At 40.9% G+C, this 14257-nt stretch carries 16 protein-coding genes and 1 tRNA gene; 7 read left to right on the forward strand and 10 right to left on the reverse strand.

What is annotated here, in order from left to right:
- The first annotated feature begins 138 nt into the window (after window positions 1-138).
- Complete coding sequence (locus tag SOI82_RS08870; RefSeq protein WP_320667062.1) at window positions 139-660, forward strand: AbrB family transcriptional regulator; 522 nt, start codon at window positions 139-141, stop codon at window positions 658-660.
- Between the two features lie 739 nt (window positions 661-1399).
- Here the strand turns inward: SOI82_RS08870 and SOI82_RS08875 are convergent.
- The 8 genes from SOI82_RS08875 to SOI82_RS08910 all read right to left on the reverse strand — a co-directional run bounded on the left by SOI82_RS08875 (window position 1400) and on the right by SOI82_RS08910 (window position 6397).
- On the reverse strand, window positions 1400-1606 hold the full coding sequence (locus SOI82_RS08875; RefSeq protein ID WP_320667063.1) for a hypothetical protein: 207 nt from the start codon (window positions 1604-1606) through the stop codon (window positions 1400-1402).
- 101 nt (window positions 1607-1707) lie between these two features.
- Window positions 1708-2262 carry a hypothetical protein gene (locus SOI82_RS08880; protein ID WP_320667064.1) on the reverse strand — a complete coding sequence of 185 codons (555 nt, stop codon included), beginning with the start codon at window positions 2260-2262 and terminating at the stop codon, window positions 1708-1710.
- Window positions 2263-2647: 385 nt separating this feature from the next.
- Window positions 2648-2791, reverse strand: a complete 144-nt coding sequence (locus tag SOI82_RS08885) for a hypothetical protein (RefSeq protein ID WP_320667065.1) — start codon at window positions 2789-2791, stop codon at window positions 2648-2650.
- Window positions 2792-3017: 226 nt separating this feature from the next.
- Window positions 3018-3323: an MATH domain-containing protein gene (locus SOI82_RS08890; protein WP_320667066.1), complete on the reverse strand. Its 306-nt coding sequence runs from the start codon at window positions 3321-3323 to the stop codon at window positions 3018-3020.
- Window positions 3324-3485: 162 nt separating this feature from the next.
- The gene (murD, locus tag SOI82_RS08895) at window positions 3486-4868 is read right to left on the reverse strand and encodes a UDP-N-acetylmuramoyl-L-alanine--D-glutamate ligase (RefSeq protein WP_320667067.1); all 1383 of its coding nucleotides are present in this window, start codon (window positions 4866-4868) and stop codon (window positions 3486-3488) included.
- A 24-nt stretch (window positions 4869-4892) separates the two neighbouring features.
- Window positions 4893-4964 (reverse strand) — tRNA-Val (locus tag SOI82_RS08900).
- A 75-nt stretch (window positions 4965-5039) separates the two neighbouring features.
- Entirely contained in the window at window positions 5040-5828 is a 789-nt protein-coding gene (locus SOI82_RS08905) for a photosystem II S4 domain protein (protein ID WP_320667068.1), read from the reverse strand.
- Entirely contained in the window at window positions 5825-6397 is a 573-nt protein-coding gene (locus SOI82_RS08910; RefSeq protein WP_320667069.1) for a hypothetical protein, read from the reverse strand. Before SOI82_RS08910 ends, SOI82_RS08905 begins: the two co-directional genes overlap by 4 nt.
- A 117-nt stretch (window positions 6398-6514) precedes the next feature.
- Here SOI82_RS08910 and serA point away from each other — a divergent pair, with 117 nt between their 5' ends.
- The 4 genes from serA (at window position 6515) to SOI82_RS08930 (ending at window position 9997) form a co-directional block, all read left to right on the forward strand.
- The gene (gene serA / locus SOI82_RS08915; protein WP_320667070.1) at window positions 6515-8101 is read left to right on the forward strand and encodes a phosphoglycerate dehydrogenase; all 1587 of its coding nucleotides are present in this window, start codon (window positions 6515-6517) and stop codon (window positions 8099-8101) included.
- Between the two features lie 28 nt (window positions 8102-8129).
- Window positions 8130-9062 (forward strand): 50S ribosomal protein L11 methyltransferase, encoded by a 933-nt coding sequence (prmA, locus tag SOI82_RS08920; RefSeq protein ID WP_320667071.1) that lies wholly within the window; start codon window positions 8130-8132, stop codon window positions 9060-9062.
- Window positions 9063-9201: 139 nt separating this feature from the next.
- Complete coding sequence (locus SOI82_RS08925; RefSeq protein WP_320667072.1) at window positions 9202-9501, forward strand: ferredoxin; 300 nt, start codon at window positions 9202-9204, stop codon at window positions 9499-9501.
- 115 nt (window positions 9502-9616) lie between these two features.
- The gene (locus SOI82_RS08930) at window positions 9617-9997 is read left to right on the forward strand and encodes a hypothetical protein (protein ID WP_320668407.1); all 381 of its coding nucleotides are present in this window, start codon (window positions 9617-9619) and stop codon (window positions 9995-9997) included.
- 138 nt (window positions 9998-10135) lie between these two features.
- Here the strand turns inward: SOI82_RS08930 and SOI82_RS08935 are convergent, their stop codons facing one another.
- Both SOI82_RS08935 and rnz read right to left on the reverse strand, forming a co-directional pair.
- A complete protein-coding gene (locus SOI82_RS08935; protein WP_414153530.1) occupies window positions 10136-10684 on the reverse strand; it encodes a pentapeptide repeat-containing protein in 549 nt (182 codons plus the stop codon).
- A 76-nt stretch (window positions 10685-10760) separates the two neighbouring features.
- Window positions 10761-11717: a ribonuclease Z gene (gene rnz / locus SOI82_RS08940; RefSeq protein WP_320667074.1), complete on the reverse strand. Its 957-nt coding sequence runs from the start codon at window positions 11715-11717 to the stop codon at window positions 10761-10763.
- A 99-nt stretch (window positions 11718-11816) separates the two neighbouring features.
- On the opposite strand from rnz, the gene SOI82_RS08945 reads away from it, so the two are divergent.
- A complete protein-coding gene (locus SOI82_RS08945; RefSeq protein WP_320667075.1) occupies window positions 11817-13217 on the forward strand; it encodes a SpoIID/LytB domain-containing protein in 1401 nt (466 codons plus the stop codon).
- Between the two features lie 75 nt (window positions 13218-13292).
- Complete coding sequence (locus SOI82_RS08950; protein ID WP_320667076.1) at window positions 13293-14108, forward strand: glucosamine-6-phosphate deaminase; 816 nt, start codon at window positions 13293-13295, stop codon at window positions 14106-14108.
- The last annotated feature ends 149 nt before the right edge of the window (window positions 14109-14257 follow it).

A 14257-nucleotide genomic window follows, 5' to 3' on the forward strand; every position in this document is an offset into this window, starting at 1 on the left:
CAAAGTTTTGCATGGGAGATGCGCTCTAAATTAGTGGTGGTATAAACAAAGATTATCTTTCCTGAGTAATTGTCTTCATTCGTTTTCAATTGGTGCTTGAAGAAGCGAGACTAATGAAACTCCATAATCTTTATGATCATGCCTCCAGTAGCTACATTGCTTCTATATCTTCTTAGTGGGACTGCTTTAGGTCTATTAATGCTTGTTACTGGTATACCAGCTGCGCCGCTTGCAGGGGCGATTCTTGGTGCAGGCTTATTAAGTATTAGTGGTCTATTAGAGGTTGCAGAATGGCCACCTGGCACTAAAACAGCTCTTGGAATAGGAGTAGGGACTGTTATTGGTACTGGAATAAATAGAGAAACCTTAGGAGAATTACAGACCCTTTGGAAACCTGCTTTGCTCATTACAATTACCCTTGTCATTAGCGGAGTGTTACTTGGGATACTTTGTAGTCGATTGTTGGGCCTAGATCCTGTCGTTGCATTCTTAGGGGCTGCTCCAGGCGGAACTATTGGGATGAGTCTTGTTGGCGCTGAATTTGGGGTAGGTGCTGCGGTAGCAGCTCTTCATGCAGTGAGACTGATGACTGTACTTTTATTAATCCCAACAATAGTTAAGTTCCTTGTTCCTTTGGCTGGTTTGAACATTAACAAGTAATTTGTTCTCAACAAAGATTATTTCAATTAATTGGCAATTGTTTTGAATGAGATCAACACCCTCCGTATATTTTCTTTTCTGAAAGCTTTTAACTAGGAGTATTTGTATAGATAAACTCTGCAATAATAAATTAATTTGAACATTGAAAAACTTTTCAATTAGACTGCCTTATTTGCTTTGTATGCCATTAGAAAAACCTCATAATTGGCATTAAAGACAGTCAAATTCAAGCTTTAAAGTTAATAGATATAAAGTATAAAGAGATAATTTTGACTCTAAATCTAGTTTTTTTGCTCATTTGGATCTATTGATTCTTAATGAGCTTCTTGGTGGAGAGAGCTCCCCTGACCTCGATGACTTTCAAGCAATTATTTTGGTTTAGTTTTCAAATGGGCAAAATGCGTTACAACTTGTACATAACCTTTTGGGTTGACGGTGATGGTAAAGGAAAAATATCCAGCGAATTGTCCTTGGGATCTAGGTCCAGGACAAAAAAAATCCTATCAAGATGAATGGACTCTTGTTAAAGGAGTTGACTTTGTAAAGTTCTCAAAGAATAAGCATGATAAAAATTGGTTCAACATCAACAAAAACGACGAGATTTACGAGCAATTTCTTTCATACCAAGCAAGACTGACTTATCAAAAGCTTTTGGATAAAGGTTTCACCCTTAAGAAATAACTACTCTTGGGGGCTATGACTACACAAGATTTTTTAGAAAAGGGGTTGAGTCTAGAAATTATGCAGCAATAGGAGGTGAGGTTGCCTTGAGTTCAGGTTCTACAAACTCATCACTGCTCAAAAGTTTCTTTACCCAGCAATCAACTTCTTCATATTCACTGGCTTGTTGATGCAGATAGATAAGCTCATTGACTGTAACAGGTTCCTTGATTTCTAGACGGTGCAGTATTTCTTTGACAAGTAGCCGATTGTTTGTTGTCAGCATTTAGATGGAGATAACAATCTCTTTTACAGGATCAAACTGTTGTTTTTTGCTCATGGTGATACAAGAACCTTTGAATGGAACAAACCGCACAATTTGGTCGATTATTTGGTCACAATAGTGCCGTTGTGGCTCTTCTTGATGGCATTCCTTCTTGTGACTAGTTTCCTGAGCTTCTGAATGGCTGAGCCTGTATGTTCATATATATGTGATTTTTCACGCTTTATTTCTATGCAATATGGATTAGTAAAAATGGCTAATAATATTCTTATAAACCTAATGATATTCTTTTTTGTTGCTTCTTGGCTTTGTTCACTATTTTGTAACTCAGATATTATATCTTCGCTGAATAATTCTTTATTAGAAAAAGTTTGAATAATTTTATATTGCTCTTCAGTATTAAGCATTTTGATTAATAATTTCAGTCCTTTTATTGCGCTTAGGTCCCCTTTAACTACCTCTCGTGCAATGCTTTGATATAACATCTCCCATTTATAGGGCTCCTTTTTGAAAAGGCCTGCAGCTGGGAATGTTGCGCTTGATTTTTTCAGCCTTTCATTCTCTTGAGCTGTGTTTTGGGATGATTTCCAATAGGCATATAAAGGAGATGCAAATTCTATTGTTTCTGCAATCTCTTTTCTTCTGTTAGGTGATTTCATCTCTTTCAGTCTGAACAGTTGCACTTGCAGGCATATATTATGTTATTTATCCTTGATAGTCATTGCCTAGCTATTAGTTGATTCATATGAATCTATCAAGATGATTCCCTAAAAAGAGGTTTTCTTTTTACTTGCTTTTAATGTTTAAATATTGTTTTAATGAATGGCTGGTTCCTTATATTAAATTAGCAGTAGCTGTTTACTTCTTTGGTTAGCCACGCTGGCCTTTGCTTTTTCCCTTTGCGCCAAGCTAGTACTAACAGGGCCAGTATTGCTTCTTGTCTTCTTGGGATATCACATGCATTCAAATTGTGATTTTTTGCAGGCGTTAACTTCATAGGGCACCTCCTACTTCTTGTTGTCTTTAAAAGGTGATAGTTAGTTTTTATGCGCTTGCGCTTTTTTTGAAGGCTAGCTTTGCTTCCTTGAATAGTTCGCGCAAGCCAACTAATGCAAAAATACCCATAGAACCGCCTATTACAGCTGGCATTAGGGATTCAACAAGGGCAAGTGCTTCTTTGAAAGTCATGTCTTCCTCCATGGTGAGTCGAGGGACACTTAAATACTGATGATTCCCTCTAAGTCAATTAGAGCAGTGCCAAGTTGCTTTTTCTGACTCTATTACTTGTCTAGATGTTTAATTAATGAATGTCTATGAGGAAAATCACTTACTAGCTTGATTAAGTTCTTTGCCTTTGGATTATCGTGCCATTTATTGGCTGCAAAATTGTTAACGATTTCAAGCGACTTTTTACTTATTCTAGGTTTGATGCGTTTCGAGCTTGTATGGCCATATTTAGGTGAGCCGCCAATGCCCCTAAGGCCATTATTGCTTGTGGTTTTTTCCCTTCAACTATGTAATCATGCTTTCTCTGGAGTTCATCAAGTAGCTTTCGGCTTAAAGAGGACCAATTGACCAACAATTCTTCAAAAGATTCTTGCTCTTTTGAAGAGAGACTAATTGAATCATGACTTGATAACGGCTGTTTTCGGGCCTTGGCGAGTAGTGAATTTAGTTGTTTATGGCTTATTGAGTTTGGCAAAGAATTAAAATTGCTCAAGACATACCCCTAACTCTTTCTTAACTTATCTATTTGTGGAGACTATGCGCTAGTTAGTTAAGGGAGTAATGACCGACCTCAAATTCAAGGTTATCTATAGCTCCTTTTTCGGTTTTTATTTTATAAGTAGATTTTTTATGAATTATTTCATGACTATGAAGATCAAATTGATAAGAATGATGAGATTAGTTTTTGAAAATGCTCTCCGCGTTCCTCGTAGTCTTTATATTGATCAAAACTGGCACATGCTGGCGATAATATAAGGCTTTTCGCTTTTTTATTTTTCCCAATTTCAATTGCTATAGTTACTGCTTTCTCAAGCTCTTTGCAACAAGAAATTGTGCCTTGGAAGTTTGATAATTCTATTAAGTTCTTTAGGTGAGTTGCCCCACTCCCAAATAGAACAATGCCACAAGCTCTTTTGTGAATTGCTTTTAACCATTCAGAAGGGTCGCCTTCTTTAGGTTGTCCTCCAGCAAGAATAATTGTAGGGGGACTCACTGCTATTAACCCCATTTTTGCTGACTCAAAATTAGTAGCTTTACTGTCATTGAATATGTTTAGACCATGTAAGCATCCAAGTTTTTCGAGGCGATGAGGAACGCCAGTAAAAGTACTTATGCTTTTCTTGATATTGCTTGCAGAAAGACCTGTTTGTCTAGCGGCTGCAGTTACGATTAAAAGATTTTGCAGATTGTGGATCCCTGGCATATTAAGTACTGATGAGTGAAACAGTTCTTTTCCTTTTTCTATAATCATCCCTTTGTCATTGATCCAGAATTCTGCTGAATTATTTGTATTATTTTGATCTTTAGCACTAATCCAAATACCTTCTTTTAGAGAGTTTTTTTGTTTTGAAAGAAATCTGTCATCTGCATTGTAAATAGGGACAACAGAGTTTTCAAGAAGTCTCCGCTTGATATTGCTATAAACCTCAAGATTTCCGTGTCTTTCTAGATGATCTGGAGTGAGGTTTGTCCATATGCCAATGTTTGGAGAAATTTCAGGTGAAGCTTCAAGTTGATAGCTACTTAATTCCATAATTAACCAATCTGGCTTTTGTTTCTTTTTGAGATATGCCAATGCAATTTCGGCGGCTGAATTTCCTACATTTCCCCCCATAGGAGCTACTAGTTGATTTTGTTCCAAAACATGATTGAGCATGTGGGTCACAGTGGTTTTCCCATTTGTCCCTGTGATGCCAACCCAAGGCAGGTGTTTGAGATGCTCCCATGCGAGGGTAATTTCTCCTTTAATATGTACTCCTTGACTTCGAAGCTCATTGAGTACGGGGTGATTCCATGGAATTGCAGGACTAATTACTACTGAAGACAGTTGGTTTAGCCATGGTTGAAAACTAGAAAGCTTTAATGGCGTTCCTAGCTCTACTTGGATACCTTGACCTTTAAGTTTCTCTGCATGAGCCTTGTATGAAGGTCCCTCGCGGCTCTCAAAAACTATTACTTGATGACCTTCAGAATTAAGAAGTTTGGCAGCACCAATACCAGAACGTCCTAGCCCTATAATTACTATTTTTGATTCCAAAGACTCCTTTCATTGCAACGGGAATGGGCGATACTGGAATCGAACCAGTGACTCCTACCGTGTCAAGGTAGTGCTCTACCTCTGAGCTAATCGCCCTGTTAACCAACTTGTGGATGTGCTTGATCACAAGCTGAACAAAAAGCAAAGTAGCAGCTTATGCTCCAAATATTCTCATTGACGTAGTAATTCGATCCTCCATCGCTGCCTTTTTGTCAGCTCAAGGCTTAAAACTTCCAGCCTCCCTTTCCCTTCAAGTTGAATGCGATCTCCCACGCCTAATGTTTTATTGACTTTGTTGATGCCTTTCCAGTTAAGCCTGAGGCGCCCTTCTTTGATTTGCTTAATAATTTTGGCTCGCGATATGCCAAAACCTGCTGATGCTATTGCATCTAGCCTTCTCGAAGCCTCAACTGTGCACAATCGTTTTGGGATTCTTTGAATAGGTAGGTTTAATTCTTTCGAATTGACTGCTTCACAAAGGATTTGTACATCTCTTACTCTTCCAGTTTTGTTGTTGAGGTATAAAGATGCTTCTGGAGTGCACAAAGCTTGCGCGCCTCTATCACCACATATCCAAATATCTCCTAGTGCACCTGCTTTGATTCCCATCATTTCTAGTGTGTTCCTGATATCTGTTGGCGAAGCTCTATCAAATAAGAAGTTGCCTTCTATTCGAAGCCCTGTAATTGGAGCAGAATCTGAGGTGACAGGCCTTTCTTTTTCATAATGGATGTACTGCAATCTTTGCCGTTCGGCGCCAGGGTGTCCTCCATCAGAATGCAGATGAAGATTATTTAGAGGTTCCATTATGTTGATTGCTTCTTCCTTAAGAGGTGCGGAGAGAAAGTCACTCCATATAGGCTGTTTTGTGCGAAGTACTGTTTCAGCTTGATTGAGTAATTCCTCTATCGCTAAAGGATTCTTGCAACCATTTAGTAGCTGATTTCTGGGTAATTTCACTGATCTATAAGCCTAACAATATCAAGTGGTTCAATTTCCTTTAACAATTTCCAGGGCAATTCGACTTCAAAGGGAGTCTCAAGAAGGAGCAGCCATTCTCCCTGCTCACTGAGTTTTCGCAGACTTGTAATATCCTCTTCATTTTTTGAGCTGACACTTGCAGCGGCTACATGGCTGCCCATCCACCCAGAAGCCATCCCTACAAGACCTCCACTTAGAGGTTCCCCTAGGGCACCAACTCCAAAATCGGAAAATGTTGTAAGGCCAGTCATTTGAGTAAAGGTGAGTCCTGCTATAAATCCAAAAGGCATTAATAACATTGACATCTTTCGCTGACGCAATTTCTTGGAAAGGTTTGGAGTCAGTAATTCAACGGTATCTATTTCTACGGAAGCAATTGAGGAAGGATTATTGGTTGTCGGATCGGTTGAAGTTTCTTGCGGCTTTTGTGCCCTGCTCCCATCCTGATTAACCCTAGGTTGAATTAGGTCACATCTGACCAATGCAATGCCTGCATTTTGAATGCTTTGGATCAGTTGATTAGCTTTTCCACTTTCGGAAAGAACCACTATGCAAATAGTCACTCAGTCATTCCTCAATTGTTTGGATTTTGAATCCTGACCTCCTGAAAACTGATGATGAGCAGATTGCTCTCTACAGTTCAGTTCGGCAATGTTTCGCCTTTGATGACGAAAGTTCTGGTTTCCGACCCCATTGATCAGGCAGGTATTGACATTCTTAGTCAGGTTGCGGATGTTGATCAGATCATTGGTCTCACAATTGATGATCTGAAGCAGATCATTGGTCAATATGACGGACTCATGATCCGATCCGGCACACAGGTTACTTCTGATGTTGTTCAAGCCGCTGAAAACCTTCGAATAATTGGGCGTGCAGGAGTTGGAGTAGACAACGTAGATGTTCCTGCAGCTACTCAAAGAGGAATTTTGGTGGTTAACTCACCAGGTGGAAATACCATTGCCGCTGCTGAACATGCACTTGCATTGCTTCTTTCTCTTTCACGCCATGTGGCTCAAGCTCATGCAAGCACAATTTCTGGGGGATGGGATCGAAAAAAATATGTAGGGAACGAGCTTTATAAGAAAGTTTTAGGCGTAGTAGGTCTTGGGAAGATTGGCTCACACGTGGCAAAAGTCGCAATTGCAATGGGAATGGAAGTCATAGCTTTTGACCCTTTTATTTCAGCAGACCGTGCTCAAAAGATGCAGGTGAAGCTTATGCCTATTCAGAATCTTTTTGAAAAAGCTGATTATGTCACTCTTCACTTGCCAAGAACACCTGATACAGAGAATTTGGTGGATGCCAATTTATTGTCCTCAATGAAATCCACAGCAAGGTTGGTCAATTGTGCTCGTGGGGGCATTATTGATGAATCCGCCCTGGCAGAAGCTATTAATAAAGGTGTTATCGCTGGTGCAGCGTTGGATGTATATGCAACTGAACCTTTGTCAAAGGAGTCACCTCTCCTCTCAGTAGATGAGCGTTTGATTCTCACTCCTCATTTAGGGGCATCAACAGCAGAAGCTCAAGAGAATGTCGCAATAGATGTTGCTGAACAAATTAGGGACGTTCTCTTAGGTCTTCCTGCTAGAAGCGCTGTAAATATTCCTGGTCTTAATGCTGACTTAATGGAGAGATTGAAACCTCATTTGCAACTTGGGGAAACTTTAGGGTTGCTTTCAAGTCAGTTATCAGGTGGACAAGTTAATTCTTTGGAAGTTCGTTTGCAGGGGGATTTTGCTCAGCATCCCTCACAACCGATTGTGGTTGCAACTTTAAAAGGCTTGCTTACAACAGCTTTGGGAGAAAGAATTAATTATGTGAATTCTTCATTAGAGGCAAAAGCCAGAGGAATCCATGTGCTTGAAGTTAAAGATGAATCCAGTCGTGATTTTGCTCTTGGTTCTTTGCAAATCACTACTAAGGGTGATTGTGGTAGTCACATAGTGACAGGCACTGTTCTTGCAGATGGGGACTTGAGAATAACTAGTATTGATGAATTCCCTGTCAACGTCTCTCCTAGCCAGCACATGCTTTTTACACGCCATAGAGACATGCCTGGAATTATTGGGCAACTTGGTTCTCTATTAGGTGAGCACAATGTCAATATTGCTTCTATGCAAGTAGGACGCAAGATTGTTCGGGGGGATGCAGTGATGGTATTGAGTATTGATGATCCAATCCCTTCAGAGTTGCTGATTTCGATACATTCAATCGAAGGTATTAAAGAAGCGTATCCAGTCACATTATGAGTTTAAGGTGATTTTGAATCTATAAATAATGAGTTTTTCAGAGAAAGTATTTTGGTGGCGATTGGGCTTTATTTCTTTTCCTGATTTTGAAGATTTCTTTTTTGAGAAGCTCGCAGAATTAGGAATCAATAAAGTGGCAGTTGAATATTCCCCTGAAAAATCTGATGAACGTAATTTTTATGTTTGGTTGCCCTCAAATGAATGGCTCCAGCATGAACGAGAAGGCTTAGTAAATACTCTCAAGCAGATCGCAGAGAGCTTGAACTGGCCTATTTCGGCTGTGAAGTGGGAAAGAATTGAAGAAGAGGATTGGAGTAAGAGCTGGAAGCAATATTGGGAGCCAGATGCTGTTGGAAAAAACTTGTTGATCTTGCCTGCTTGGCTAGAACCTCCAGAAGAGCTTTCTCATCGTTTGATTCTGCGATTAGATCCAGGTTGTGCCTTTGGTACTGGAAGCCATCCCACGACTCGTTTGTGCTTAGAAGCCTTAGAGAATGACCCACCTGTTAATTTGAGAGTGGCTGATCTTGGTTGTGGCAGTGGGATCTTAAGTTTGGCGGCGCTTGGTTTAGGGGCAAAAGAGGTCTTAGCTGTTGATATTGATTCTTTGGCAATTAGAACAAGTTTGCAAAATCAAAAGCTGAATAAAGCTTTTAAGGGAAACTTTAGTGCTTTTATTGGGTCGGTAGATGTGTTGATGGAGGAGTTGAAAGGGAATCCAGCAGATCTATTGCTTTGTAATATTTTGGCCCCTGTGATTGAGCAATTAGCTCCGAGCTTTCATGATTTGCTATCTCCAAATGGGAGGGCATTGCTAAGCGGATTATTGTTTGATCAATCTGCAGGGCTTGCAAAGTTGTTGAATTCTTTGGGGTGGGAAGTTAGTAACTGCTTGTTAAAGGATCAATGGGGATTATTGGAGATCAGCCAGCCCAAAAGACAGAACCAATTCATAAGCTAAGCAAATGAATTGTGATATTTAGATCATATTGATTCATTAGAGTGTCAGAATGGTCGTTAATCACCCACTATCGAGGCAAAAAGGATCGATAATAAGGTGATATTTTTTACATCAGATCTTCCAGGTCCTTTATTTCACTATGGCTTCATACAAAGTGACCCTTGTCAGCCAAAGCGAGGGTATCAATACAACCATTGAAGTCCCAGATGATCAGTACATACTCGATGCTGCTGAGGAGCAGGGTATTGATCTTCCTTACTCATGTAGAGCAGGAGCTTGCTCTACATGTGCAGGAAAACTCACTTCAGGGACAGTTGATCAATCTGATCAGAGCTTTTTAGATGATGACCAGCTTGAGGCTGGCTTCCTTTTGACATGTGTGGCTTATCCAACTTCTGATTGCACAATCAGTACTCATGCTGAGGAAGAGCTTTACTAAAAACTTTTAGGCCCTTTGATCTCAGATCATTTTTGAGACTTGCAAAAGGTTGTTTGATCAGCCACCCTCATGGGGTGGCTTTTTCATGAAGGCTTTTTAGGCCTCTTTTAAATTGATAACTTCTGCCGCTCTAGAGAGGCACAATGTGGATTCTTTGTTGGAGCATGGATCAATTTATCCAAGTGAAGGGGGGCAATACAGTTTTCGTGTGATTGGGCCATGTTGCAGGCTTTTTGATCGGGAGGAGTTGCCTTGGCCTTGCTCTCGTTTGGCATGGAGAAGTAAAGAGCCCAGCTGGAGAAGAATTGGTTGTCGCTTTGTTGCTGATATTGCTTCTCGTAGATGCCCTTCCTATGCAGTCGAGATTCTCCAGCCTGGCACTAAGCCCACGAAAACAGTATTAACACTATTTTCTCGGCGACTTACAGCGGAGGTGCAAGAGTGGTGGTATAGCAAGCTCCCTAGATCTAAGGAGGCTTCGAACTATTTACCTTAAAGGCCTTTTAAATAAAAAAGCTCCACAGTTCAAATCACTGCGGAGCTTTTATGAGGACATTTCTTTGACCTTGATTGAGTGAAAGCAGAAGTATCTAACTCACTAAATCAAAGTTTGAAATAGTCTTTGTGTGTTTAGTTAGGTTCCAGGATTGAACTTGTTTTGTCCCTCAGAAGCAGGAACATAGCCAGCACTGATTGAACCGCATTTCAAACTTTCAGCAGTTTTCCCAGAAGCCCTTTCACAAAGAGCTTTCTGTTGGGACCTGTCTAGAAGGGCGTCAGTGAAATCGGCTCCATCTATGTTTGCTCCAGGGAACTTACTTTTCAGTAGATCTGCACCACTGAGATTTGTATTTGAAAGGTCTGCATTATCAAAGCGTGTTGCATAAGCAATAACACCTTTGAAGTTTGCTCCACTCAAATTAGCGTTTTGGAGGCTTGAAACACTAAAGAAAGCACCAGAGAGATCGGCGTCGCTTAAATCCGCGCCAGAAAGGTCATATTTGACATACTCAGTGTTCTGCAGGTTTTGACCATGCAAATCACGGCCGACGCTCGAATCAGATGTATCTGTGGGATAAAGAGCGTCTACTGACATCGGGCTGATACTTAGGCCAATTAGCACTGGCAATAGGATCAGCAGTCTTGTAAGGGACCGTTTTAGGGAAGAAATAAGAGAGGTCATTGAGGACGCCAGATACTGACTTAAAAAACCGCACCCTCTCATTCTTTCACGACGTGGGAGCTCCTTTGACAAGGAATCACGAACTGTTGCAGCGAGGTTTTATGTCTAATTGCAAAAAGTCTTTTGCCAAGAGGCTATTCGGGAAAATTGCCTTTGCTTCATTAAGAAGATCATTAGGAGTTAAACGGTTTCCTGGGGCGTATCTAGGACTTAGGTGAGTTAAAACTAATTGTCTTACGCATGCCTCTGCAGCAGTTTGTGCTGCCATTGTGCTGGTGGAATGCTGTCTTTGATAAGCCAAATCTGCATCTTCATGGGCATATGTAGCTTCATGAATTAATAGATCCGCTCCGCGAGCGAGCTCTATGACTGCTTCTGAAAAAATTGTATCTGTGCAATAAACAATGCTTGTACCTGGGCGACTAGGGCCACAGAAATCTTTCCCATCAAAAATCCGCCCATCTCCTAAATTGACTTTTTCTCCTCTTTGCAGAGCTGCATAGATTGGACCTGGCTCAATATTCAATTTTTGAGCAAGCTCCAGGTTAAAACGACCTGGTCTTGTCTTCTGCTCGACCCTATATGCATATGCAGGAACCCTGTGATTTAAAGGGCAGCAACGTACTAGAAGATCATCATCATCTATTAAAACAGTATTTTTTTCAGCGGATTCTCTTACACGGTGAATCTTTGTTGGGTAGCCGATTCGGCTAGAGCTGCTTTCCATAACACCAGTGAGATATGACTCCAAAGGGTCAGGACCATACAAATCAATACCTGAACTATTTCCAGCCAATCCAAGACTTGCTAATAGTCCAGGTAGTCCAAAGACATGATCTCCATGCATATGAGAAATAAAGACTCTTCGCAATTGCGATAGGCGTAAGTTGCTTCGAAGGAATTGATGCTGGGTTCCTTCTCCACAATCAAAAAGCCATAGCTCTGCTCGCTGCGGAAGGCGCAGTGCCATCGCTGAAACGTTACGAGCGCGTGTTGGAACGCCTGAGCTTGTGCCTAGGAAGGTGACCTGCAAGGTCTATTGCTTTTTAAGAACATCTTGTCATCTCAAAGTCTGAACATTGCTTGAATTGTTGTCTTATAAGCAAACTGCTATTTTTCTTGAGCATTCATTATGTTTCGACTGATGCCTCAGAAGGCCTGGGGTGCACTTGGGGGAATATTGCTAGCGATTATTTGTCCTGTTGAACCAAGTCAGGCCGCTAAGGAGCCAGTTTTGCGAGTTTTGGTTTTGGAATCAAAGCAACTTCGTTTTCGTGCTGATGGAGATAAGCCTTTAATGCTTTTTGGAACAGGTGCAAATAAAAAAAGAATTAGTACTTTGAAAATTCACAAGAAGAATGGTCAGTTTAAAATGGCAGTGAATGGTAGCTCTGGAAGATGGTCTTATTTACCTCGTAAAACTGAGTTAAGAATTAGGAGTAATGATCCTCGAGGAATTTGGCTGGGTAAACGTCGATACAGTGGTGAATTACGAGTTTTTGTCAGAGGTAATGATTTATTAGTTGTGAATTATTTAGGCATCGAAAAGTATTTGGCCAGTGTTGTTGGTAGTGAGATGCCTAAGTCTTGGCCTATGGAAGCACTAAGAGCACAGGCTGTCGCTGCAAGAACATATGCTTTACAACAACTAGGAAAGAAAGAGTTTTATGACGTCAACTCTACTGAGCAAAATCAAGTTTATTTAGGCATTGAATCTGAGACTACAAGCACGAAAAAGGCTGTATATACAACTCGCTCTTTGGTGTTGATGCATAAAGGTCGATTAATAAATGCTGTTTTTCACAGCAGTTCAGGAGGTGCAACAGAGGCTAGTGGGGCAGTTTGGACCAAACAGTTGCCTTATTTGGTTAGTGTGCCTGACTATGATCAACATAGTCCTGCCTTTAAGTGGGAGATGGAATTTGATCCATATCAACTAAAAGCAGCTTTTTCTGAAATAGGAGGTGTAGAAGGGATAAAGGTACTTAATAGCAGTAATACAGGTAGGGTTCTCACTGCAAGGATCGATGGACCGCGTGGTGATCTTGAGCTAACTGGTAAAGAATTGCGCCATCGTTTGGGCTTGAAAAGCACATTGGCCAGCTTTGAAATGGTTCCGCATATGCCGACGTCTAAGAAAACATTGACAAAACCATTTGCTTTATGGGATTCGTTCAATGAGTCGTCATCAAAAATAAAAAACTCTTCAGATGATTTATTGCGGCGTGGTTGGTCTTTCAAAGAACTTGATTTTGATTTGGCACATAAAACTCAGGCCTTGAAACCACCACTTCCTCCACCTCGCCCTTATTTATTCCCAAAGCTTCCACCTTTATTTGCGTTGGAGGCTCCTCCACCTTTGCCTCCTATAGCTAAGAAACTCATGTTGGTGGTAAAAGGTTCTGGCTCAGGCCATGGTGTTGGTATGAGTCAATGGGGGGCTTATGGTTTAGCTGAGAAAGGAGTTGATTTTCGGAAGATACTTACTCATTACTACAAAGGCGTAGAGATTCGCCAGTTTTCAGCGACTTGACCTGTGCTCTGAGGGCAAGCTTAGTTATTTTCTATATTGAATAGTTTATTTTAAGGGGCTTTTTTGGATCAAGACTTGTCAGCCCTGGTCTCTTCTTGGGGGTTCCGTGGAACAATTGTGGCTAAAGAAAATCCCACTGAATTGGTTGAAATCCTAGTGGATGTGCTTGAAGACCGTTTAAGGAAGAGACTATTTCAAATGGAATCGAAACCTCTTGGGTTGGCTACCGGAAGAACTATGCAACCTATCTATACCTCACTTGTTTCTCGCCTTAAAGATTGGCCAAAGCCAAAGATGGACAGCCTTTTGGAAGGCTGGTGCAGTTTTAACTTAGACGAATATGTTGGGCTGTCCAATGAGTCAACTGACAGTTTTGCTGCCTTTATGGCTCAATTTCTTGGTACCCCTTTGAGTCTTACTCCTGACAAACTTCGACTTCCTGATGGTTGTGCAAAAGATCCGCAAAAAGAGGCTTTGTTGTATGCCGAGCAGCTGAAGACTCTTGGTGGTGTAGGCATTCAATTGCTTGGTCTTGGAGTGAATGGTCATGTGGGTTTTAATGAACCTCCCTGTGGTTCTGATTCTTCATGCAGAGTTGTTTCCCTATCGGCAGAAACGCGGAAACAAAATGCTTTTGCTTTTAGGGGCGATCCACATTTGGTTCCAAGAAATGCGATAACTCTTGGGATGCAAGAGATTTTGGATGCTGAAGAGATTCATTTGGTTGTGACTGGTGCAACTAAGGCCAATACCTTGTATTCGCTTCTGAATGAGCCTATGTCTGAATGTTTGCCTGCAAGCTGGATCAAGCAACATAACAATATCTGCTTGTGGTGTGACTACTCTTCATTGACGAAGGTCGTGCAACAATTTTCCCCTTTATGTCTATGATTGTTCGCCAATAAAATGGATAATGCCTTGAAATATTTGTATCAACTCAAAATAGAAGCCAATAGCTTTAATAGTGCCTATATGCTTTTACCTCTTCGATGCTCCTGAGTCATTGTAGCTCTCATCCGAGGAGCGATTCCTTTTGTTAA

Source organism: Prochlorococcus sp. MIT 1307 (assembly GCF_034092395.1).
Classification (GTDB): domain Bacteria; phylum Cyanobacteriota; class Cyanobacteriia; order PCC-6307; family Cyanobiaceae; genus AG-363-K07.